The organism is Nostoc favosum CHAB5714 (genome assembly GCF_020829495.1).
Lineage (GTDB): Bacteria > Cyanobacteriota > Cyanobacteriia > Cyanobacteriales > Nostocaceae > Nostoc > Nostoc favosum.
The window spans coordinates 39,542-60,524 of sequence record NZ_JAIVFQ010000032.1; the positions used below are offsets into that span (position 1 = coordinate 39,542).

Here is a 20,983-nt window from a genome sequence, read left to right on the forward strand (position 1 = left end):
TCAAAATTTAAAATTAAAGAACTTCTGCCTTCTGCCTCCTTTTTCCCAATGCCCTATTGTCAAGAACCTGGCAATTGCGGAGGGTCAACGTTAAACCATTTTTGATAAATTTGCTTGTAAGTGCCATTGGATAACAAAGTCGCTATACCTTCGTTAATTGCATCCAGATGGGGGGAGTCTTTAGGTGTAGCAATCCCGTAGTATTCTTCAGTAAGCAGATCGGCAACAACTCTGATGCCTTGGAGTTTGCCATTTTTAATCGCATACAAAGTTGCGAAAGCATCGCTAACGACAGCATCAACATTGCCATTGAGCAAGTCTTGGAAAAATTCTGGCCCAGAATTAAAAGTACTAATTTTGGCGGTGGGGATGGTTTTGGCAAAATCTGCCCCAGTGGAACCAATTTGTACAGCAATTTTTTTACCTTTGAGACTATTGAAGTCTTTAATATTTTGATTGTCTTCGCGGACAGCGTAGGCGTAGCCCGTCGTAGACATCGCTAGTCCGGCTTTAAAATAAGGTCGTGAAAAAGCAATTGTTTTCAGGCGTTCGGCGGTAATCGTGATTCCGCTAATTGCTGCATCGACTCTTTTAGCTTGCAAAGTCGAGATCATGCCATCAAAGGGCAGACTTTCAAACTGGACTGCAAAACCTGCTACCTTAGCGATGCCTGCGGCGGGCTACGCCAACGCATTCATCAAATCAATATCAAAACCTTCCAAGTTCCCGCTAGCCCTTTGGATTTCAAAAGGGATAAACGTAGGGTCTGTGGCAACCTTGAGAAGTTTAGCATCTGGGTTAGTAGTGGGATAGAAATTTTTACAGGCAATAATCAGTAGCAGACAGCCTAAGCTTAGAATTAGCTGGTGCCACTTGAGGTTAATTAATTTCACTGTAGTAATTCCATTCTATCAGTCAATATTCACGATACTTGTCATCATGTTATAAGGAAGAATACATCCGTCAGCAGCCAGAATCCACCATGAATTCTGGGCGACTAATGAAAGTTTAAGACCCCTACTTTCTTGAAAAGTGATGCTTATGCGGATGCTCGTTCTGACGCTCGTTCTTCACTATCGCTAACAGATCAAAGGCTTCCTGCGATCTGACTTTTCGCTAATTGCCTTCTTGTGTGTTCTCTATTCTGACTTCCAATTTTGAACTTCTTATGGCTGCCACTACCCCTGCTTACCGAATTGCTGATTTGTTCGCCGAACGAGCTAGAAACATCGCACCACCAACCTATAGTACAGAGTTAACCAAAATCGCCACTGTCAGCTTTACCTACGGTCTAGCTGACCCAATTCTCTTTCCTCACGCTCACTTGGCTGCTGCAAGTGCTGCTGTGCTGGCAGAAGAGGCTCCGATCGCTCTCAATTACGGCCCACCTTCAGCTCAACTATACGAGCAAATTATCCTCCGCTTGCAGGCTAAAGGAATCACTACCGATCGCGATCGCCTAATCATTGGCTATGGTTCTGGTCAGATTCTGGGCTTGCTACCAGATGTGTTTGTCGAACCTGGTGATGTGGTAATTGTGGAAGGGCCAACCTTCCTGGGAGTAGTTGTTAGATTTGTCCAAGCTGGCGCACGCATAATTAGTATTCCTGTGGATGAGTTGGGCATGGATGTAGATGCCCTAGAAGTAACATTGAGCGACTTGAAGAAGCAGGGCATCCGGCCCCGGTTTATTTACACCATCCCCACCTTTCACAATCCCACTGGCACTACTATGCCGTTATTTCGCCGCCAAAAACTGGTAGCATTAGCGGCTGAATATGGCGTGCTGGTGGTGGAAGACGATGCTTATAGCGATTTGCGCTTCCAAGGAGAAACTGTGCCCCCCCTGGCAACCCTCGACAAGGAGGGGTGGGTATTATATGTAAGTACCTTCTCGAAAATTATTGCGCCTGGTATCCGCCTGGGATGGGCTTGTGGCGATCCAGCGATTATTGAGCGGCTAGCAATGTTCAAAAGTGAGGGGCCTGTGGGGCCGTTTGTCAGTCATGTGGTCGCCCGCTATTGTGCCACAGGCAAACTAGATAATCACATTCAGGAGTTAATTGCCTGCTACAAGCATAAGTGCAATTTGTTGTTAGAAGCGATCGCTCACGAGTTTCCCAGTGATATAGTTGCAAAGCGTCCCGATGGCGGCTTCTTCGTTTGGTGTAAATTGCCCTCAGACATTAGCGCCAAAGCACTCCTAATGGCTGCCAGTGAACACGGTGTCAGTTTTCTGCCAGGGACTCGCTGCTACACCAATGGACAGGGGGATGATGCTATCAGGTTAGCTTTTAGCTTTCAGCCAACTCAGAAGATTGTTGAGGGAATCGCTAAATTAGGAGCAGTGTTGCGCGAATGGCGGTGATTCGTAATTCGTAATTCGTAATTCGTAATTCGTAATTAATTACCTCGTTCCCAGTCTGAGACTGGGAATGCTCTTTGGGAGGCTCCCGGCTCCCGTCTTAGTGGCAGCAGGCCAATGAAGACCATTTTCTTTTTAGAACCGGGAAACGAGATTTTGATTTTCAAGAAATTTTGTAAATCTTTAAAAAATTTGTTCTAAGCGCTGAAAATCGCGCTGCACTTCATACCAGAGACTTTTATTATGGGGGTCTGTCTTCAGAGCTTTTTTGAGATAAATTCTGGCTTTGAGTAGCTGGTTTTGGGAAATTAGCGCCCGTCCCCAAATTTGATAGGCGATCGCTAGCCATTGACGGACTTCTGCATCTGTTGACAAACGATCTGCTAAAGCTTCCGCCAGTGCGATCGCTTGCGGAAATCGTCTTTCTTGCAAAAATCGCTGCAATTGCTCATAAGTCTTCCACTTCAGCCGTTCTTCTATCTCCAATAGATTAGGCGGCCTTGGTTTCCCTGTTTCTTGGCTTGTCACCGTTGTTACTGGTGTTTTTTGCCTATGCGTTGCCTTAGCGTCATCACGCCCACCATATGTTGACACCTGAGTTGAATGTGCCACAGCCTCCTCTGGCAGTACCACCGTCAGCAGGAGTTTGTACGCCTCTGTCAACGCAATAAACTTATCTTTGGCTTTGTTGTCATCTGGGTTGATATCGGGATGATATTGCTGCGCCAATCGTCGGTAAGACGCTTTGATGTCAGCAAAAGAAGCTCCCGATCTTAAACCTAGTAAACGGTAGCAATCTCCAAGATCCATCTTGAGCTATGAGCTATCGAATATCCAGCAACAGGCTATCAGCTATCTGCTTTACGCCTAAACTATTAATAATAAGGGCTAATTTGCTATTTTTAAGTTCAATGTTGACAGTTTGTTTGGGGAGTAGAGACGCGATTAATCGCGTCTGTACAGGAGTATTGAGTACAGACGCGATTAATCGCGTCTGTACAGGAGTTAGGAGTTAGAATTCTTCCCCTGCTCCCCCTGCTTCCTCATCCCCCTCATCTCCCTCATCCCCCCTACTCCCTATTCCCTATTCCCTACTCCCCTGTTACTATCGAGGTTCGGTCTTCAATCACACGGTCAATTAAACCGTATTGTTTTGCTTCTTCGGCAGACATGAAAAAGTCGCGATCCATATCTTTTTCAATCTTTTCTATAGTCTGACCGGTTTTATCGGCATAAATGCCATTGAGCTGGTGACGAATCCGCAGAATCTCTTTAGCTTCAATTTCGATATCGGTTGCTTGTCCACGGGTGCCACCTGAAGGTTGGTGAATCATAATCCGTGAGTGAGGCAATGCTAGCCGTTTGCCTTTCGTGCCAGCCGCTAGCAAGAAAGACCCCATTGAGGCAGCTAAACCTACGCAAATAGTCACTACATCTGATTTGATATGTTGCATGGTGTCAAAAATAGCCATGCCAGATGTAACCATCCCACCTGGAGAATTGATGTATAAATAAATATCTTTACCTGGATCATCTGAGTCCAGATACAGCATTACAGCGATAATTTGATTGGCGATTTCATCATCAATATCTCGCCCCAAGAAAATAATCCGTTCCCGGTAAAGGCGATCGTAGATGCTAATCCAATCTGTATATTGTCCTCCGGGCATCCGGTAAGGAACTTTAGGAACGCCTATAGGCATAATTTACTCCGTTTTTAATAATTTGGGGGCGGTGGGAGAGTTAGGAGTAGAGACGCGATTAATGGCGTCTGTGCAGGAGTGAGGAGTTATCAAAAACTCATAACTCATAACTCATAACTCCTAACTAAATTAAAGGACACTGGCAGGGAGTGGGGGATTGGCGAGTTCTTCTTTCTCAAAAACTCTGTCAATAAGTCCGTATTCCTTCGCTTCATAGGGTGTTAAATATAACAGCCTATCCATATCTTTAGTAATTTTTTCTGGAGGCTGTCCGGTGGTGCGATGTAAGATATCAACTAACGCCCCTTTATTTACCAAAACTTCCCTGGCGCGAATTTGAATATCCGTTGCTTGACCTTGGGCGTAGCTCTTGGGCTGATGCAGGATAATCGAGGAGTGAGGCAAACTAGCGCGGCAACCTTTTGTACCAGCACTGAGTAGCATCGCTGCCATACCCATCGCGGAACCGACGCAGATGGTGTGGATAGGAGGTTTGATATATTTCATGGTGTCATAAATGGCGAAGGCTTCGGTTTCAAAGCCAATGGGTTCGCCACTGTAACCGGAAGTGCCGGTGGAATTGATATAGATTTTAATCGGTTTATCGGGGTCGTCGGATTGCAAAAACAGCAATTCGGCCACGATTAATTCTGTGACAGCAGGCACCAGAGGCATCCCAATATAGACAATTCGCTCCTTCAATAAGAGGGAAGGTAAATCTGGCGGTGGTGTCCGGTAGAAGTTATCGCCGTAATATGGGGCTTGAACAGCCTTAATTGGGGAAATGTCCATAGCAACTGATCGCCTGAAACTATGCCGTTAACTGTAATACATCCTAGCGCGATGCCAGCCTGACTCAAGGTGCGGATTTCTCCCTAATGCTGAAGGTGGCTTCGCATCTGCCAATGCTTGGCTTCTAAGATATTCTGATTATATTAGTGTATTTGTGCTGGATAGGTTTTCCGTAGAGTTAAAGTGTTGCTTTGAAGTTATTTTTTAATATGTATATCCTGAATAGGGACTTTGAGTTATGAAGGTTAATTTGCAGCCTGCCTTGAATGATGGTAATTTGGACGCAAATCAACTGAACAGTCAACGTCAGTTGGGAATTTCGATTTCAGCGATCGCAGAAAATCAAGACCGCAATGTGCCCCTGAATTTATGCTTAATTCTCGATCATAGTGGTTCTATGAACGGGCGATCGCTAGAAACGGTCAAAAAAGCTGCGAATCGTTTGGTAGATAGACTTAACCCTGGCGATCGCCTCAGTGTTGTAGTTTTTGATCACCGTGCCAAAGTCTTAGTACCCAATCAAAGTGTCGAAGATCCAGAAAAAATCAAACAGCAAATTAATCGCCTAGCCGCCGATGGTGGAACTGCGATTGACGAAGGACTGCGCTTAGGCATTGAGGAGTTGGCAAAGGGCAAAAAAGATACTGTTTCCCAAGCTTTTTTATTAACCGACGGTGAAAATGAACACGGTGATAATAATCGCTGTTTAAAATTCGCTCAATTGGCTGCTAGCTATAATTTGACTTTAAACACTTTGGGTTTTGGTGACAATTGGAACCAAGATGTTTTAGAAAAAATTGCTGATGCTGGCTTAGGTACTTTATCTTATATTCAAAAACCCGAACAGGCAGTGGAAGAGTTTAATCGCCTGTTTAGCCGTATTCAAACCGTGGGATTGACTAATGCTTATCTGTTATTCTCGCTGATGCCCAATGTCCGGCTAGCAGAACTTAAACCTGTGGCCCAAGTTTCCCCAGACACAATTGAGTTACCACTGCAAAAAGAAGCTGATGGACGTTTTGCTGTGCGGTTGGGAGATTTAATGAAAGATGCGGAACGGGTAATCTTAGCTAATATTTATTTGGGACAATTGCCAACAGGTGAACAAGCGATCGCTAATGTGCAAGTCCGCTACGATGATCCAGCCGCCAATAAGGTAGGTTTAGTTACACCAAAGATCCCAGTTTACGCCCATGTAGTGAAAAATTATCAAGCAGACCCGAATCCCCAGGTGCAACGCTCTATTTTAGCATTAGCTAAGTATCGCCAAACCCAGCTAGCCGAAACGAAGTTGCAACAAGGCGATCGCTCTGGTGCGGCGACAATGTTACAAACGGCTGCTAAAACTGCACTGCAAATGGGAGATACTGGGGCGGCGACGGTGTTGCAAACTTCTGCCACCCAGCTACAATCTGGTGGAGATTTATCCGAAAGTGATCGCAAGAAAACCAGGATTGTCTCCAAAACAGTTTTGCAAGATACCCCTCCTCAATGAAAGTTAAATTGCTCTCGGCGTTAAATGACAATAATGTTGATGTGGCTAAAACTTGTAGCCAACGTCAATTAGCAATAAGAATTTTTGCAATCGCTGATGAGTTTGACCAAAATCTCCCCCTTAATCTCTGCTTGATTTTGGATAGAAGTGGTTCCATGCATGGACAACCAATTAAAACGGTGATCCAGGCAGTGGAAGGATTAATCGATCGGTTAAAAGTAGGCGATCGCATCTCAGTTGTGGCTTTTTCCGGTTCTGCGTCAGTCATTATCCCTAACCAAGCGATCCAAGACCCCGAAAGCATCAAATCTCAAATAAAAAGCAAACTGACTGCTAGCGGCGGTACTGCGATCGCTGAGGGTTTGGAACTGGGAATTACAGAACTGATGAAGGGTACAAGAGGCGCTGTTTCCCAGGCGTTTCTGCTGACGGATGGGCATGGTGAAAGCGGTTTGCGGATTTGGAAGTGGGATATTGGGCGAGATGACAACAAACGGTGTGTTCAACTTGCACAAAAGGCTGCCAAGCTGAACCTAACTATCAACACTTTCGGATTTGGCAATAGCTGGAATCAGGATTTGCTAGAAAAAATTGCTGATGTCGGTGGTGGGACTTTAGCGCATATTGAACGCCCTGAACAAGCTGTGGAGCAATTTAGCCGACTGTTTGGACGGATTCAGTCTATTGGGTTAACTAATGCCTACTTGCTGTTATCTCTAGTGCCTAATGTCCGATTAGCAGAATTGAAACCCATTGCCCAAGTTGCCCCAGACACAATCGAGTTACCAGTGGAACCCGAAGCTGATGGTAGCTTTGCTGTGCGTTTGGGAGATTTGATGCAAGATGTAGAACGGGTAGTTTTGGCGAACATTTATCTGGGACAATTGCCAGAAGGGAAACAAGCGATCGCTCATCTGCAAATCCGTTATGATGACCCGTTGGTTAACGAACAAGGTTTACTTTCGCCCCTCGTGCCAGTGTATGCAGATGTAGTGCGGGCATATCAACCGACATCTAATCCCCAGGTACAACAGTCTATTTTAGCATTAGCGAAGTATCGCCAAACCCAGTTAGCCGAGGCGAAATTGCAACAAGGCGATCGCACTGGTGCAGCTACTATGCTACAAACGGCTGCTAAAACCGCTTTACAAATAGGAGATAAAGGTGCAGCGACAGTGTTGCAAACTTCTGCCACTCGCTTGCAAGCTGGAGAAGAACTTTCCGAAGCTGACTTGAAGAAGACTAGAATTGCATCAAAAACCGTTTTACAGGAATAGTAAAAATTCCGCGTTGCTGATTAACTGTATGAAAGTTTCGCGCCTTGGCGCAAAGCGAGAAAAAATATTTTATTCCTCAATTGAGCAACAAAGTAATAGTATATTCCTAATTTAACGTGAGTTCGACAAACCTCTCCCTGCCTTGAACTAAAGTTCAAGGCTGTCCCTCTCGCCCGTCGGAGAGGGACGATTTTGCGTAGTAAAATCTCTTAGTGGTCTTTTTGATTGAGCTAATTAAGCGGACACTATATAAGCCGTCGAATTCACGTTAACTTATTGATTAACAACCACCGAAGAGTTTGACTTATGCTGATCCAGAAGATTGTTCAAGAATTGCAAGACATCCCTGAAGACAAACTAGCAGAACTTTATGACCTAATTCACTACTTTCGACTAGGTTTAAGTCAAGAACGTACACAACCCCGCACCCCTGGTTTATTGAAAGGACAACTCGGCGATGCTTTCTTTGAACCACTACCAGAAGATGAACTCCAGCAATGGGAATGAGCTACCTCATCGACACCCATATCCTGCTGTGGTGGCTCTTTGACGACCCAAAACTCCACACTGACTGCCGAGACATCATTCGCAACCCAGATCATCGGATTATTGTCAGCAGTGCTTCTGCTTGGGAAATTGCCACCAAATACCGCATGGGTAAACTACCCGAAGCCAAACAACTTGTTGAGCAATATTTACAGATATTGCATCAGGCTAAATTTATTGAACTTGCCATCACCACAACCCATGCGCTTAGAGCAGGAAGCCTACCGATTGCCCATCGAGATCCCTTTGATCGCATGATCATGGCTCAGGCTGAACTCGAAAGTTTACCTATAATCACCTACGACAAAGCCTTCCAGACTGGACTGATTCAGGTAATTCCCGACCTCCAGTAAAGCAAAGTATCGCCAAACCCAGTTAGCTGAGGCGAAATTGCAACAAGGCGATCGCACTGGTGCAGCGACGATGCTGCAAACGGCTGCTAAAACCGCCCTCCAAATAGGAGATAAAGGTGCGGCGACAGTGTTGCAAACCTCAGCCACTCGCCTGCAAGCTGGCGAAGAACTGTCGGATGCAGACCTCAAGAAAACTAGGATTGTATCAAAGACCGTTTTACAGGAATAGATAATTTATAATTCATAATATTTTTATGAAAACTACTGGACTTCATGATGTAGCTATTATTTGTTCTGACTATGATCGCTCAAAAAAAATTTATGTAGAAGTTTTAGGTTTTTCGATTATCCAAGAGACTTTTCTGTACTGAGAGAAATCCACCGACTGTCTTAGTATTTAGTAAACAAAAATGACTCGCCCTCAAGATACGGATGAACGTGTTCTTTAATGATATACGGCACGGTTTCCGAAATCCACTTATGCTCTTGCGGATTATTTACATGAAAAGAAAGTACTTCAATCAGCGCCATGATAAAGAAACCTTCTGTAATCTGTAAGTAATGTTCAGGTAGCTTACGGATAGCTTGATAGCCTTCAAAAAAGGAAGGTCTGACAGTGGAAAGTAAATATTGAAGCGAACTTGCAATATCGTAAAGATAGTATCCAAAGCCACAGCGAGCGAAATCGATTGGACGGAATTCCTCGTTGTGCAATAGATAGTTGCCCTCATGAAGGTCAGCGTGAATCAGTCCCCAGACATTTTGTTTCTGAGGCAGTGTTTCTATCATCTCTTGAACTTGGCAAGCCGCTACTTCGAGGGTCTTATAATCTTCTGCTGAAATCAATTCTTGTAATACTGCTGGATAAAGTGCCAAGAGTGCTGCTTGCAGCCGATTCTTATCATAGGCTGGGCGAACAAAGTTTTCTGGCAGTTGCCACTGACTACTATGCTGGTGCAATCGAGCTAGCAACAAACCGAGCTGGTAAGCCTGTTCTGGAGTTCGTTGTCCGTTGAGGTTGTTGCCATCAATCCAATGCAGCAGTGAGCAATAAAACACTTCTCCAGTCTCATCTACCAAAACTTGAGTGAGCCATCTATCTTGTAGATTTTTTACTGGCTCCTGCACAACAACCTCTGTGTCATGACGCAAGGCAGTAAGCCACAGAAGTTCTGACTCAATCACCTGTGGTCTTTGCCATACATCGCCTTGGAGCCTAGATATTGGTCGATGAATACGGAGAAGAAATTTTTCTGCTTGTGTTTTTATACAGAAGGTTACGCTTCCACTGTGACCTAAAAAATAATGCTCTCCCTGAGCCATAGCATATTGTGCAAGGGCAGCTTTCGCTATGTAGTCATAGATGTTATCCTGCATTTTTCCATAACGTCTTGGTTGGTATACATACTCTAATCTTAAGTCCCACCGATCAGCTTGCGATTGCGCCCTCACTGATAACCTAAGCGGCACAACTAGTTATTAGACGGAATTGTTCTGGATATCCACCTTATTAACCGATCGCAAGCTTTCGACTCAACGATACACCAAAATCAATGCGGAAATTACTTAAATAAACAAGCAAACTGGGATTTGAGAAAGTAAAAGCTTCTTTTACTTGCGGAAAACACCAAAATGAGAAAGCAAACTGGGGTTTGAGAAAGTAAAAGCTTCTTTTACTTGCGGAAAACACCAAAATGAGAAAGCAAACTGGGGTTTGAGAAAGTAAAAGCTGCTTTTGCTTGCGGAAAACACTGAAATGAGAAAGCAAACTGGGGTTTGAGAAAGTAAAATGTCATTTTGAGAAAGCAATATGCCTTTTTGCTTATTGAATATGAAGTTTTGAGAAAGCAATAAGCCTTTTTGCTGATTAAATATGAATTTTAGTTAAATATGCGATCGCTTAGACATCAGGCAACAACGGTAAACGACGGATACGAATACGGCTTGGCTCAACTGTAACGGCTGCTCCTTGTTCCAAATCCTCTTCACACTCAGCGATTACCGTCAGCAACAAATTCGCTAATGCTTGAGCACGTAACCTTTCAATCCGAATACGAATGACTCAAGGAGTAGTTGCTCACATCAAGCGCTAGCAATGTATGAAAATCTGCATCGAGTGTAGCAACAACACATCTCTCTTCTCTAGCTTTCTGGATGATTTCTGTATCTTCAGCTTCAGACATCCCAATTTCACCCAGATGGATAGTGTCGATACCTGCATCACGTAGTAATGCTGCCGCAGAGAGTGGTAATCCCTGACGGGGCAACAGTTTCATAGCGGTTAGGTAGTTCAATGATGCGATCGCTCAAGTAGGACGATGCAAAAATTAAGGCTTGTTGAATATCTTCATCTTCTAATTCGGGAAACTCCTGACGCAGTTCTTCACGATTAGGGTAGGTAGCTAATAACTCAATCACCCGACGAACGGTAAGGCGAAGATTACGAATAGAAGGCTGTCCATTCATACGATTGGGATTGCTGGTGATGCGATCTAATTTCATAGCAGTAACCCTAGCTCCTTACAAAAATTATTGTCCTTCTCACACCCACCAACAAGGAAACTTAGCAAAATAATGCTAAAAATTAAAAGTTTTAGAGAAAGGTAAATAAATTTCTGCCTATAATTACGAATTGGTTTTAACTTTCCCAAATGTAGGATGTGTTTCAAGTCTTCCAATAAAACATCCTTTTAATAAAATTGGACAGCTTATGTTGATGATAGACGATTATACTCCAGGCAAAATTTTCTAGCAGGGAACAGGAAACAAGGCTTCTGCTACTAAAATAGAAAAATCATTCACGAGCGTTGTACTTATGGGTAATGAAGTTGAACTACTTGAACACTGGCGAGAACTCACACCTCAAAAGCAACAAAAAGTTTTGGAGTTTGTTGAACTACTTAAATCTGAGTCAGAAACAACACCCCCCGAATCTGATTTTGTGCCACAAACACCCTTAGCCAAAAAATTATGGTCGATCCGACAACGAGCGATCGCCTCTGGATTGCAACTTCTCAACGAAGACGAAATTGAACTTGAACTTGCTGCACGTCGCGGTGGATTCCGTGAGTCGTAAAAAGACGTACATAGACTCTGGTGTACTGATCACCGCTTTCTGTGGCATTCAGTCAGTCAGCATCAGAGCGAATCAAATTCTTAACGATGAAAATCTGGAGTTTGCTTCAAGTCGCTTCGTTCAATTAGAAGTCTTGCCTAAAGCAACTTTTAACAAGCAACAAGATGAAGCAGAATTTTACGAAACATTTTTTAGTGCTGTCATGCACTGGGCAACTGACTTAGAGCAAATTATACAGGATGCTTCTCAAATTGCCTGTACTTACGGTTTAGCTGCGATGGATGCACTTCATGTGGCGGCTGCTCTGCAAATTAAAGCTGATCAACTGATCACCACTGAAAAGCCAACTAAACCAATGCACCGAGTAACGGAAATCCAGATTATTTCAATATAAAGCGATCGCTCACAACTAAAAGCTCCGCAGCAAACAAGGCAATTTAGTAAGTCGAATGCCATTTTGCTTGCGGAAAACACTAAAACTTGATGAACTCAGCGAAGTATCGGCAAACCCAGTTAGCCGAGGCGAAATTGCAACAAGGCGATCGCACTGGTGCAGCCACAATGCTGCAAACAGCAGCCAAAACTGCCTATTTACAGCAGAAATCATGTATTTGAACCACATCTGTCGTAGGGGCACAGCATTGCTCATTGGTGTCAACTTAAGCTATAAATCGCTTATCTGTTGGCTTCCACGCTCGCCCAGAAATGAATTTCAGCGGCTCATAGCTAAAGTCTACTCAAGTAGACTAAAGATTTTTCAGATTTATTTAGTCATCTTTAGATGACTTGAGCTATTAGCAAGGAACTTCAGTTCCTTGTGGGACATGAGTTTTACGTTAAGTTGACACCAATGAGCTGGCTCGTGCCCCTACCGCCTGGTCTATTTACCTGAAAACTACTGTAATTAATAAATTACCCTTTATGCTACTAATTCCATCATTACCAAGCTACTCAAGCTCTTGGCAATCGCCTCTGGAGTCAGAACGAAATCTACTTTTCCGGTGTCAATAGCAGCTGAAGGCATATCGAAGTACTCCGAAGTAGTTTCATCTTGAGCAATCGTTGTACCACCATACTTTTTGATTGCCATCACTCCTAAAGCACCATCTCTGCCAAACCCACTTAGGACAACAGCAATTGCTCGCATTCCGTAATTAAGTCCTACTGACATGAATAGTTTATCCACTGAGGGGCGAACAAAGTTCATCTTTGGCGACTCTAATAGAGACAGCTTACCGTTAGCACCGACTACTAAGTGCCGATCTGGAACATAAGTGTAAACTGTCCCTGGACGTATTATCTCCCCTAATTTTGCCTGCTCTACTCGCAACGCTGTATGGCGGCTGAGGATATTTGCCAGACGACTAGAATAGACAGGATTCATGTGCTGAACTACAATAATCGCCGCCGGGAAATCTGCTGGTAAAGCCGACAAAATTTGGATGATTGGCTTTTGCCCGCCCGCAGAAGCTCCGATCGCTACTACGTTATAGGCAATATTGGGGAAGTGTGACAGAATTCGGTGTCGTTGTTGTAACGCCATTTTTTCTTTGCGAATGTTTAGCGCTCAGTAGCGATCGTCTAATTAGTGCTATAGCAGTCTGACAAGTTACTCTGCTATGTTAGCTAACTAACATATAATTATTCTATGTTATTTCGACAACAAATATAAACTGTTGACAATAGATAAACCTTTTGCTAGAGGTTCTTGATTGCTGCCGGTTATTTAATAGAGATAAGACTGGCTTAAACAGCTTCGTGCTATCTCTGTTTCAAAAATCCTGCACTTGTGAAAAACCAACTTCTAGCTGCTCTACCTTCTAAGGAATACTCTCGTCTTGTTGCTTATATGGAGGTTGTGCCGCTAGAGTTAAAGCAAAACCTTTACCTACGTAACCAACCAATTGAATACGTCTATTTCCTCAACTATGGCGTAGCCTCTATGCTCACCGTTCTGACGGACGGTTCGGCAATCGAAGTCGCTACGGTGGGCAATGAAGGAATGGTGGGTCTTCCAGTATTCCTGGGAGCCGATAGGATTCCGGGCGAGTGTTTTATACAAGTCCCTGGTTATGGATTGAGGATGAGAGTAGATACATTTAAAACTCATGTAACCGCAAGTAGTCCGTTGCACGATCTGCTCCAACGATACACGCAAGCGCTGTTTAATCAAATCGCCCAATCAGCTGCGTGTAACCGCCTGCACTCAATAGAAGAGCGATTGTGCCGTTGGCTGCTGATGACTGCCGATCGAGTAGAGACAGGCACTTTTCCACTCACTCAAGAATTTCTCAGCAAAATGCTAGGTGTGAATCGCTCTAGTGTTAGCCTTAGTGCCTCTATTCTTCAGAAGGCGGGGCTAATCGAGTATATTCGTGGGCAAATGACTATCCTTGACCGTTCAGGTTTAGAAGCTACCACCTGCGAGTGTTACCAAGTTGTCAAAGCAGAGTTTGAGCGTTTGCTTAACGGCAAATAAGGTTATTGGCTTCATCTTTGGATCTGCACACGAAGCCCCAAAAGCCAAAACTACGTGCGCGTAAATGCTCCCATCGCACTCTCCTTTCCAAGGCTTGCTCTAGTTCCCTCCTTTTTAAGGAGGGTTAGGGAGGATCAAGCCTTAACTGTGAACTGTATTGTTTTATAAACAAATCCCTGATTAACACTATTTAGGCATTAATTCTCATTTATGCCTCGTCAAATTCTTCATCATTCATATCTGAGGATTCAGACTAAACTTGTGCATTCAATTGAGTAGTCGTGGTTCGATCAATGTGTTTAGCCTTAGTTTTCAATGACTGGTTCACCGCTTCCAACCCTTGTCAATCGCTTATATTTAACCAATAAGCCAGCAGAGTCAGCAGTAAGCTGTTAAAACATTCTTGCTGAGTGAACCGATCGCTACGCCGAATAGCCCGTCGTAGACATCGCAAGCTTTCGGCTCAAGCATATACCAAAATGAATGCGTGAATTACTTAAATAAACAAGCAAACTGGGGTTTGAGAAAGCAATATCTCTTTTTGCTTGCTAAATCTACCGAAATGAGAAAGCAAACTGGGGTTTGAGAAAGCAATATCTCTTTTTGCTTGCTAAATCTACTGAAATGAGAAAGCAAACTGGGGTTTGAGAAAGTAATATGTCTTTTTGCTTGCTGAATCTACTGAAATGAGAAAGCAAACTGGGGTTTGAGAAAGCAATCAAGCATTTTGAGAAAGCAATATGCCTTTTTGCTGATTGAATATGAAGTTTTGAGAAAGCAATATGCCTTTTTGCTGATTGAATATGAATTTAAGTTAAATATTACGATGCCTGCGGTGGTCACTGAGCGCAGCCGAAGTGCGGGCGTAGCGATCGCAATTAGGGAAAATTAAGCCACGGCTTTGTAACACTTTTACTCAGTTTCGATACTGTGATGCAAGATGTATAACGGGTAAACTGATTGAGCTACGATTGAGAATGTTTTAGTGAGCGATATTGGGATGCCGAATGAGGATGGCTACTCCCTAATTCGGAAACTGCGGCAACTTGAAGCCCAGCGTGGCGGTCGGATGCCAGCCGTTGCACTAAGGGACTTGCAAGAAGCGACGATCGCAAACAGGCTTTGTTAGCAGGCTTTCAGATGCATCTTCCGAAACCCGTAGAAGCAGCCGAGTTAGCGACGGTGATTGCCAGTCTGACAGGACGAACGGGAAGGTTTTAATTTGTTCTAGGGATAATACCTTTTTAGCTTGAGAAATTCAAATGAAAACCACTGGTATTCATCATGTAGCTATTATTTGTTCTGACTACGATCGCTCCAAAAAATTTTATGTAGAAGTTTTAGGCTTTCCGATTATTCAAGAGACTTTTCGCACCCAGAGAAATTCTTATAAATCAATACGGTTCAGTTAAGGCTTAAATATTAGTCAAAGTCAATTTTTTTAACGAACCGCAAAGGACGCAAAGAACGCAAAGGAAGAAAAGAAAGAAATGCTTAACTGAACTGTATTGTCTTATAAATTAGATTTAAAAGTTGGAGAAAATGCTCAAATAGAGCTATTTTCTTTCCCAAATCCTCCAGAACGACCTAGTAAACCGGAGGCTTGTGGTTTAAGACATCTTGCTTTTCAAGTTGATGATGTTGAGGAAACTGTTTTTTATTTAAAATCAAAAGGGTTAGAGGTAGAAAATATCAGAGTTGATGAGATTACAGGTAATAAATTTACTTTCTTTAAAGACCCAGATAATTTACCATTAGAAATTTATGAGCGTTAAAATTAGTGCTGACGGGCGAACTTGTCATCACTATAGATAGTGAAGCGATCGCCAAGCGCGTAATTACGGCTGATTGCTGCCCAAATTGGTATATTCGTACTCTTGAGTTAAATGGTATTGGTTGATTGACTTGCTTTTTTGTCTGTACTGGTTTAGCTGTGACTGTCTGCACGAGCAATAAAATAGTGGTGCTAGCAAATACAAAAGCAGATAATGAAGTTATTGTAAAAATATTAACCATAGTGCAAATGCGCTTCATAATACTCAGAATGCTAACAACTCATAACACCAGTTTAATTAATTCGTAATTACGCTTTCTATGAAACGCTGCACGAACACTATCGAGTATAATTATAAATTATTCTTTTAAGCGATCGCCTCCGGTGAGTGTTTGCATCATATTTCACATAAATAGCAAATGAGTGAGCTATTTGGTAAAATTCTCAAATGTTTGACAATATCTGCAAATTTTTAGCTGAAAATTTCTCCAGCGACTTCGCCAGTTGGTTATTAGGCGAACCTATTACTTTAACCGAACTCAGTCCAAAAGAATTATCTCTCGAACCCATTCGGGCTGATGCCCTAATTCTGCTACAGTCGGAGCAAAACATCTTACATTTGGAATTTCAAACCCAAGCTGATGCGGAAATTCCTTTTCGGATGATTGACTATCGGTTGCGAGTGTATCGCCGCTTTCCACACAAAGCAATGCATCAAGTTGTAATTTATCTAAAGCAGACAAATTCAGAGTTGGTGCAACAAAATACATTTACAATTGCTGGGACACGCCATGAATTTTCAGTTATCAGACTTTGGGAACAACCAACCGAAGTATTTCTGAGAACGTCTGGACTGTTACCCTTTGCGGTTTTGAGTAGTACAATTGATCCAGAATCCGTGCTTAACCAAGTTGCACGGGAAATTAATAGTATGACAAAATCAAGAAATCAAAGTAATATTGCTGCTTCCACGGCGATTTTAGCTGGTTTAGTATTAGACAAAGAGGTTATCAGACGAGTTTTGAGGTCAGATATTATGCGCGAGTCAGTGATTTATCAAGATATTTTAGAAGAAGGCAAAGCTGAAGGCAAAGCTGAAGGCAAAGCTGAAGCTTTACTTGAAGTGGCAAGCAATCTTTTTAATACTGGTATGCCATTAGAACAAATAGCAAGATTGACAGGGTTATCAATTGAGCAGTTACAGTATTTACAGGCAAGTGAGTCTGGTGAGTCCAATCAATAAATAATCGGTGCAGGTTGACTGCACCGATTACTAAGTGTGACTCGAATTAAACATCCCATTGGTTCACGCCAATGCTGAAGCTTGGGGTTTGGCAAAAATCATTCTTCCTGCTGTAGTTTGCAAAGCACTGGTGACTACTACTCGCAGTTCACCACCCACATAACTGCTACCTTCCTCAACAACAACCATTGTGCCGTCATCTAGGTAGCCAATACCTTGACTGGGTTCTTTGCCTTCCTTGAGAATTTTCAAATCAAGGTTGTCGCCTGGTAAATAACTGGGACGGACGGCGTTCACTAAATCATTTACATTTAAAACAGGTACTTTCTGGACGCTAGCGACTTTAGACAAGTTGTAGTCGTTGGTTAGCAATGTACCGCTAATTTCTTGGGCAAAGCGCACCAACTTGGCATCGACTGTGGGAATATCTTCGTAGTCAATTGTATTAATCACGATGCGATCGGGATATTCTTCTTTAATGCGGTTGAGAATTTCTAGTCCTCGTCTTCCCCGCACCCGCTTTTGGTCTTTACTAGCATCGGCTACTTGTTGGAGTTCTTGCAAGACAAACTGCGGTACGAGAATTTGCCCTTCCAAAAACCCTGTTTCTAGTAATGCTTCAATGCGACCATCAATAATGCAACTGGTATCTAAAACTTTGGTATTGGCGGGTTTTAGCGTTCCTTCCACAACCATCGATTCGACGGTGTTGGGATTAATAAACCGCAATAAGCCTCGCCCGTGGGTGTCTGCCAAATTCATGCCAGTGACGGAGAGGATAATACTACCGACAACTGCCACCAGTGGCTTAATAAATCCAAAATCTGCCGGGATGGGTAACAAAAATAGTGGGGCTAGCATCAGGTTAGCTAGCAATAGCCCAATCACTAAGCCGATCGCACGAGTTAAAATCACTTCCAGAGGCATTTCTTTGATTTGTGATTCTAGGCGACGATATGTCGTCTGGAAACTCAGCCCGATCGCACCACCAATAATAGCGGCAAAGACGGCAACAACTAAGCGTAATGCTTCAAGATTTGTTACCTGATCTAGTGTGCCATTGGGCAGTAGTTCAATGCTGTAGAACCCTATTCCCGACGCTGCCAGGATGAATGAAAAAATAATAATGGCGTCAAGCATGGTTGTCTTGTTTTCCTGCAACTGTGGTAACCGATAAAGTTAAGTATTTTTTATTTCATCGGTAAGATAAACTCATCAATATTGACTTACACTAAGGGTTTAGTAGGGCAATATCTGCAATTATTATAACCAAAGGCTTTTATCTTCATATTTTTCATTGTTTCGTTGTAATACGACAAAAACTTGTAAAAAAACTACTCATTTTGTAAGAATTCAGAATCCAGAATCCAGAAGTCAGAATTAAGAAGACTTTGATACCCAAACTTAATAATTTTAATAAAATCAAGAAGTTATTGCACGCTTGATTTTACAAATATTCTGGTTCCTGACTCCAGAAGGACTGAATTCTTACCTCATTTTCATTGTCTCTAATTCGCAGTTGGCTTAACTTAATCTTTTCGCAAAATGAGTCAAAAATTTAGTATTTCTGAAATTGCGAGTTCTGCCTATGTGCATATTCCCTTTTGCAGACGGCGGTGTTTTTATTGTGATTTCCCGGTGTCTGTTGTGGGCGATCGCTTGCGGGGCGAAACATCTGGTACTATCTCCCAATATGTTGAGGTGCTATGTCAAGAAATTGCCATTACACCAGCATTAGGTCAACCCTTGAAGACAATTTTCTTTGGTGGTGGTACTCCTTCACTGCTATCAATAGAGCAGTTACAACGGATAGTAACAGAACTAGAGAAGCATTTTGGTATTGCGTCTGGGGCAGAAATTTCTATGGAAATTGACCCAGCCACCTTTGATTTAGCCCATATAGCAGGCTATCGCAATGTCGGCGTGAACCGGGTAAGTTTGGGTGTACAAGCCTTTCAATCAGAATTATTGCAAAGGGCGGGGCGATCGCACTCAGTTGAAGATATTTTCGCAGCTGTGGAACTAATCCACCAAGTCGAGATTCCCGAATTTAGCTTAGACTTAATTTCTGGGTTGCCGCATCAGTCTTTGGATCAATGGCAGGATTCCCTAGAAAAAGCGGTAGCGCTTGTACCCACTCACATTTCCATCTACGATCTTACCATCGAACCAGGTACAGCCTTTGGTCGTTACTACAAACCTGGCGATACTCCAATGCCCACGGATGAAGCCACAGTCAAAATGTACCAGATGGGGCAGCAGGTTTTGACTAGTGCAGGTTATGAGCATTATGAAATTTCTAATTATGCTCAACCTGGTCATCAGTGTCGGCATAATCGAGTCTATTGGGAAAACCGCCCTTACTATGGCTTTGGTATGGGTGCGGCGAGTTATGTTGACGGGAAACGCTTCACTCGTCCCCGTAAAACTAGGGAGTATTACCAGTGGGTACAAGCTGGCGGTGTGATTGATTGTGATGTGACTCCCCCAAAGGAAGTATTGTTAGAAACGTTAATGTTGGGGTTGCGTTTGGCGGAGGGTTTGAGTTTAGCGGCGTTGGCGGAGGCGTTTGGGGAAGAGAAGGTGGAGGAGATTTGCTGGTGTTTACAAGAGTATTTTGATAAAGGTTGGGTGGAAGTTGCAGGGGGAAGGTTGCGTTTGATTGATCCCCAAGGTTTTTTGTTTTCTAATGTGGTGTTAGCGGAGTTGTTTGAGAAGTTGGAATGACGAACCGCAGAGGCAATAGAGTTGCCAGTGCGCCCTTGCGGTTAAGAGACTTGTACCCCTACGGGGAAGCAAGCTACGCTCTTAGCGTTCCCGCTCTTTAGCAACTGGCGCGGCACAGAGAGAGGAGGGGAGATTTTAAGCTGATGAGGATTGAGGATTGATGCAGAAAAATAAAGTTAGAAAAGCTGTGATTCCGGTAGCTGGTTTTGGGACTCGGTTGTTTCCAGCTACTAAAGTTGTAAAAAAAGAACTTTTTCCGATTATTGATCGAGATGGTAGGGCAAAACCTGTGATTTTAGCAATTATTGAAGAGGCAATTAGTGCTGGAATTACAGAAGTGGGGATTGTGGTACAGCCGGATGACAAAGAAATATTTGAGGATTTTTTGAAAAAACCACCGAAAAAAGAACTTTTAGATAAACTTTCACCGCAAAATCAAGAATATAGCCAATATCTCGAAGATTTAGGTAGCAAAATTACAATTTTATTGCAAGAGGAGCAATTAGGTTATGGTCATGCGGTATTTTGTGCCCAAGATTGGGTACAAGATGAACCGTTTTTGCTAATGTTGGGCGACCACATTTATGCATCTGATATTGACAAATCTTGTGCTAGTCAACTTTTAGATGTTTATGAACAAGTTAATCAAAGCGTTGTTAGCTTAACTACAACGCCAGCAGAAATTCTTCATACATCTGGGTGTGTAACAGGAGTTTGGCAAGAGTTAAACTCGATTCTGAAAGTTACACAACTCTATGAAAAACCTACCATTGAGTATGCACAACAACATTTGCGTGTACAGGGAATGGCAGAAAATGAGTTTTTATGTATATTTGGTTTGTATTTACTAACGCCAAAAATTTTTGACTTTTTAACAGAACACATCAACCAAAATTTCCGAGAACGAGGCGAATTTCAGTTAACATCTTGTCTTGATAGATTGTGTCAGGAAGAGGGAATGACAGGATATGTTGTTAAAGGCAAGTGTTTTGATACAGGTTTGCCAGATGCTTATCGTCAGACAATGATTGATTTTAGGAAATTATAAATTAATTTCAGTTCAATTCGTTTCTCTGGGAGCATCTCACTTTTTGAGATGGCTCAAACACACAGTATTAGTTTGCCCCTGATGACAGCCTCCTGTTTTTTTGTT

Annotated in this window: 20 protein-coding genes and 7 pseudogenes; 18 read left to right on the plus strand and 9 right to left on the minus strand. The window is 42.9% G+C overall.

Annotated features, from left to right (window positions below):
- Positions 1-59 precede the first annotated feature (59 nt).
- Positions 60-893, minus strand: a pseudogene (locus LC586_RS20410) (basic amino acid ABC transporter substrate-binding protein).
- Positions 894-1,168: 275 nt separating this feature from the next.
- Here LC586_RS20410 and LC586_RS20415 point away from each other — a divergent pair.
- Positions 1,169-2,368 carry an aminotransferase-like domain-containing protein gene (locus LC586_RS20415; protein WP_229486532.1) on the plus strand — a complete coding sequence of 400 codons (1,200 nt, stop codon included), beginning with the start codon at positions 1,169-1,171 and terminating at the stop codon, positions 2,366-2,368.
- Between the two features lie 180 nt (positions 2,369-2,548).
- Here LC586_RS20415 and LC586_RS20420 read toward each other — a convergent pair whose 3' ends face one another.
- The 3 genes from LC586_RS20420 to LC586_RS20430 all read right to left on the minus strand — a co-directional run bounded on the left by LC586_RS20420 (position 2,549) and on the right by LC586_RS20430 (position 4,860).
- Positions 2,549-3,175 (minus strand): J domain-containing protein, encoded by a 627-nt coding sequence (locus LC586_RS20420; protein WP_229486533.1) that lies wholly within the window; start codon positions 3,173-3,175, stop codon positions 2,549-2,551.
- A gap of 281 nt (positions 3,176-3,456) precedes the next feature.
- Positions 3,457-4,068 (minus strand): ATP-dependent Clp protease proteolytic subunit, encoded by a 612-nt coding sequence (locus LC586_RS20425; protein ID WP_229486534.1) that lies wholly within the window; start codon positions 4,066-4,068, stop codon positions 3,457-3,459.
- Positions 4,069-4,197: 129 nt separating this feature from the next.
- Positions 4,198-4,860 (minus strand): ATP-dependent Clp protease proteolytic subunit, encoded by a 663-nt coding sequence (locus LC586_RS20430; protein WP_229486535.1) that lies wholly within the window; start codon positions 4,858-4,860, stop codon positions 4,198-4,200.
- A gap of 238 nt (positions 4,861-5,098) precedes the next feature.
- On the opposite strand from LC586_RS20430, the gene LC586_RS20435 reads away from it, so the two are divergent.
- From LC586_RS20435 to LC586_RS20460, 6 genes and pseudogenes are all read left to right on the plus strand, one after another.
- Positions 5,099-6,355: a vWA domain-containing protein gene (locus tag LC586_RS20435; RefSeq protein ID WP_229486536.1), complete on the plus strand. Its 1,257-nt coding sequence runs from the start codon at positions 5,099-5,101 to the stop codon at positions 6,353-6,355.
- Positions 6,352-7,632, plus strand: a complete 1,281-nt coding sequence (locus LC586_RS20440) for a vWA domain-containing protein (RefSeq protein ID WP_229486537.1) — start codon at positions 6,352-6,354, stop codon at positions 7,630-7,632. Before LC586_RS20435 ends, LC586_RS20440 begins: the two co-directional genes overlap by 4 nt.
- A gap of 306 nt (positions 7,633-7,938) precedes the next feature.
- Positions 7,939-8,139: a hypothetical protein gene (locus tag LC586_RS20445; RefSeq protein WP_104905357.1), complete on the plus strand. Its 201-nt coding sequence runs from the start codon at positions 7,939-7,941 to the stop codon at positions 8,137-8,139.
- The gene (locus LC586_RS20450; protein ID WP_229486538.1) at positions 8,136-8,531 is read left to right on the plus strand and encodes a type II toxin-antitoxin system VapC family toxin; all 396 of its coding nucleotides are present in this window, start codon (positions 8,136-8,138) and stop codon (positions 8,529-8,531) included. The genes LC586_RS20445 and LC586_RS20450 overlap by 4 nt, the downstream gene beginning before the upstream one ends.
- 1 nt (position 8,532) lies before the next feature.
- Positions 8,533-8,760 (plus strand): annotated as a pseudogene (locus LC586_RS20455) (hypothetical protein); the annotation flags it as partial.
- Between the two features lie 25 nt (positions 8,761-8,785).
- Positions 8,786-8,893: pseudogene (locus LC586_RS20460) on the plus strand (VOC family protein); the annotation flags it as partial.
- A 28-nt stretch (positions 8,894-8,921) separates the two neighbouring features.
- Here LC586_RS20460 and LC586_RS20465 read toward each other — a convergent pair.
- The 3 genes from LC586_RS20465 to LC586_RS20475 all read right to left on the minus strand — a co-directional run bounded on the left by LC586_RS20465 (position 8,922) and on the right by LC586_RS20475 (position 11,033).
- On the minus strand, positions 8,922-9,908 hold the full coding sequence (locus tag LC586_RS20465) for a phosphotransferase enzyme family protein (protein ID WP_229486539.1): 987 nt from the start codon (positions 9,906-9,908) through the stop codon (positions 8,922-8,924).
- A 665-nt stretch (positions 9,909-10,573) separates the two neighbouring features.
- Positions 10,574-10,807 (minus strand): DUF5615 family PIN-like protein, encoded by a 234-nt coding sequence (locus tag LC586_RS20470; RefSeq protein WP_229486540.1) that lies wholly within the window; start codon positions 10,805-10,807, stop codon positions 10,574-10,576.
- Positions 10,752-11,033, minus strand: a complete 282-nt coding sequence (locus tag LC586_RS20475) for a DUF433 domain-containing protein (RefSeq protein ID WP_229486541.1) — start codon at positions 11,031-11,033, stop codon at positions 10,752-10,754. The genes LC586_RS20470 and LC586_RS20475 overlap by 56 nt, the downstream gene beginning before the upstream one ends.
- Positions 11,034-11,346: 313 nt before the next feature.
- Between LC586_RS20475 and LC586_RS20480 the strand changes: the two genes are divergently transcribed.
- From LC586_RS20480 to LC586_RS40750, 3 genes and pseudogenes are all read left to right on the plus strand, one after another.
- Positions 11,347-11,607 carry a hypothetical protein gene (locus LC586_RS20480; RefSeq protein ID WP_229486542.1) on the plus strand — a complete coding sequence of 87 codons (261 nt, stop codon included), beginning with the start codon at positions 11,347-11,349 and terminating at the stop codon, positions 11,605-11,607.
- Positions 11,597-12,001: a type II toxin-antitoxin system VapC family toxin gene (locus LC586_RS20485; RefSeq protein WP_229486543.1), complete on the plus strand. Its 405-nt coding sequence runs from the start codon at positions 11,597-11,599 to the stop codon at positions 11,999-12,001. The genes LC586_RS20480 and LC586_RS20485 overlap by 11 nt, the downstream gene beginning before the upstream one ends.
- A gap of 95 nt (positions 12,002-12,096) precedes the next feature.
- Positions 12,097-12,195: pseudogene (locus tag LC586_RS40750) on the plus strand (hypothetical protein); the annotation flags it as partial.
- A gap of 331 nt (positions 12,196-12,526) precedes the next feature.
- Here LC586_RS40750 and LC586_RS20490 read toward each other — a convergent pair.
- Complete coding sequence (locus tag LC586_RS20490; RefSeq protein WP_229486544.1) at positions 12,527-13,150, minus strand: chemotaxis protein CheB; 624 nt, start codon at positions 13,148-13,150, stop codon at positions 12,527-12,529.
- A 246-nt stretch (positions 13,151-13,396) separates the two neighbouring features.
- Here LC586_RS20490 and LC586_RS20495 point away from each other — a divergent pair, with 246 nt between their 5' ends.
- The 6 genes and pseudogenes from LC586_RS20495 to LC586_RS20520 all read left to right on the plus strand — a co-directional run bounded on the left by LC586_RS20495 (position 13,397) and on the right by LC586_RS20520 (position 17,103).
- Positions 13,397-14,086 carry a Crp/Fnr family transcriptional regulator gene (locus tag LC586_RS20495; protein WP_229486545.1) on the plus strand — a complete coding sequence of 230 codons (690 nt, stop codon included), beginning with the start codon at positions 13,397-13,399 and terminating at the stop codon, positions 14,084-14,086.
- A gap of 706 nt (positions 14,087-14,792) precedes the next feature.
- Entirely contained in the window at positions 14,793-14,978 is a 186-nt protein-coding gene (locus LC586_RS20500) for a hypothetical protein (protein ID WP_229486546.1), read from the plus strand.
- 84 nt (positions 14,979-15,062) lie between these two features.
- Positions 15,063-15,307 (plus strand): annotated as a pseudogene (locus LC586_RS20505) (response regulator); the annotation flags it as partial.
- Between the two features lie 41 nt (positions 15,308-15,348).
- A pseudogene (locus tag LC586_RS20510) lies at positions 15,349-15,471 on the plus strand (VOC family protein); the annotation flags it as partial.
- Between the two features lie 126 nt (positions 15,472-15,597).
- A pseudogene (locus LC586_RS20515) lies at positions 15,598-15,861 on the plus strand (VOC family protein); the annotation flags it as partial.
- 447 nt (positions 15,862-16,308) lie between these two features.
- Positions 16,309-17,103: an Rpn family recombination-promoting nuclease/putative transposase gene (locus LC586_RS20520; protein WP_229486547.1), complete on the plus strand. Its 795-nt coding sequence runs from the start codon at positions 16,309-16,311 to the stop codon at positions 17,101-17,103.
- Between the two features lie 63 nt (positions 17,104-17,166).
- On the opposite strand, the gene LC586_RS20525 is transcribed toward LC586_RS20520, so the two are convergent.
- Positions 17,167-18,243, minus strand: coding sequence for a PIN/TRAM domain-containing protein (locus tag LC586_RS20525; protein ID WP_229486548.1), 1,077 nt, complete (start codon positions 18,241-18,243; stop codon positions 17,167-17,169).
- Positions 18,244-18,648: 405 nt separating this feature from the next.
- Between LC586_RS20525 and hemW the strand changes: the two genes are divergently transcribed.
- Entirely contained in the window at positions 18,649-19,830 is a 1,182-nt protein-coding gene (gene hemW, locus LC586_RS20530) for a radical SAM family heme chaperone HemW (RefSeq protein ID WP_229486549.1), read from the plus strand.
- A 160-nt stretch (positions 19,831-19,990) separates the two neighbouring features.
- A complete protein-coding gene (locus tag LC586_RS20535; protein WP_229486550.1) occupies positions 19,991-20,878 on the plus strand; it encodes a UTP--glucose-1-phosphate uridylyltransferase in 888 nt (295 codons plus the stop codon).
- The last annotated feature ends 105 nt before the right edge of the window (positions 20,879-20,983 follow it).

What these genes read in the sequence shown, in the direction of transcription:
- LC586_RS20525 (WP_229486548.1), bottom strand. Translation starts at nt 18,243, where the DNA reads ATGCTTGACGCCATTATTATTTTTTCATTCATCCTGGCAGCGTCGGGA.
- LC586_RS20535 (WP_229486550.1), top strand. Translation starts at nt 19,991, where the DNA reads ATGCAGAAAAATAAAGTTAGAAAAGCTGTGATTCCGGTAGCTGGTTTT.
- LC586_RS20465 (WP_229486539.1), bottom strand. Translation starts at nt 9,908, where the DNA reads ATGCAGGATAACATCTATGACTACATAGCGAAAGCTGCCCTTGCACAA.
- LC586_RS20415 (WP_229486532.1), top strand. Translation starts at nt 1,169, where the DNA reads ATGGCTGCCACTACCCCTGCTTACCGAATTGCTGATTTGTTCGCCGAA.
- LC586_RS20445 (WP_104905357.1), top strand. Translation starts at nt 7,939, where the DNA reads ATGCTGATCCAGAAGATTGTTCAAGAATTGCAAGACATCCCTGAAGAC.
- LC586_RS20420 (WP_229486533.1), bottom strand. Translation starts at nt 3,175, where the DNA reads ATGGATCTTGGAGATTGCTACCGTTTACTAGGTTTAAGATCGGGAGCT.
- LC586_RS20470 (WP_229486540.1), bottom strand. Translation starts at nt 10,807, where the DNA reads ATGAAACTGTTGCCCCGTCAGGGATTACCACTCTCTGCGGCAGCATTA.
- LC586_RS20425 (WP_229486534.1), bottom strand. Translation starts at nt 4,068, where the DNA reads ATGCCTATAGGCGTTCCTAAAGTTCCTTACCGGATGCCCGGAGGACAA.
- LC586_RS20475 (WP_229486541.1), bottom strand. Translation starts at nt 11,033, where the DNA reads ATGAAATTAGATCGCATCACCAGCAATCCCAATCGTATGAATGGACAG.
- LC586_RS20480 (WP_229486542.1), top strand. Translation starts at nt 11,347, where the DNA reads ATGGGTAATGAAGTTGAACTACTTGAACACTGGCGAGAACTCACACCT.
- LC586_RS20450 (WP_229486538.1), top strand. Translation starts at nt 8,136, where the DNA reads ATGAGCTACCTCATCGACACCCATATCCTGCTGTGGTGGCTCTTTGAC.
- LC586_RS20520 (WP_229486547.1), top strand. Translation starts at nt 16,309, where the DNA reads ATGTTTGACAATATCTGCAAATTTTTAGCTGAAAATTTCTCCAGCGAC.
- LC586_RS20430 (WP_229486535.1), bottom strand. Translation starts at nt 4,860, where the DNA reads ATGGACATTTCCCCAATTAAGGCTGTTCAAGCCCCATATTACGGCGAT.
- hemW (WP_229486549.1), top strand. Translation starts at nt 18,649, where the DNA reads ATGAGTCAAAAATTTAGTATTTCTGAAATTGCGAGTTCTGCCTATGTG.
- LC586_RS20435 (WP_229486536.1), top strand. Translation starts at nt 5,099, where the DNA reads ATGAAGGTTAATTTGCAGCCTGCCTTGAATGATGGTAATTTGGACGCA.
- LC586_RS20490 (WP_229486544.1), bottom strand. Translation starts at nt 13,150, where the DNA reads ATGGCGTTACAACAACGACACCGAATTCTGTCACACTTCCCCAATATT.
- LC586_RS20440 (WP_229486537.1), top strand. Translation starts at nt 6,352, where the DNA reads ATGAAAGTTAAATTGCTCTCGGCGTTAAATGACAATAATGTTGATGTG.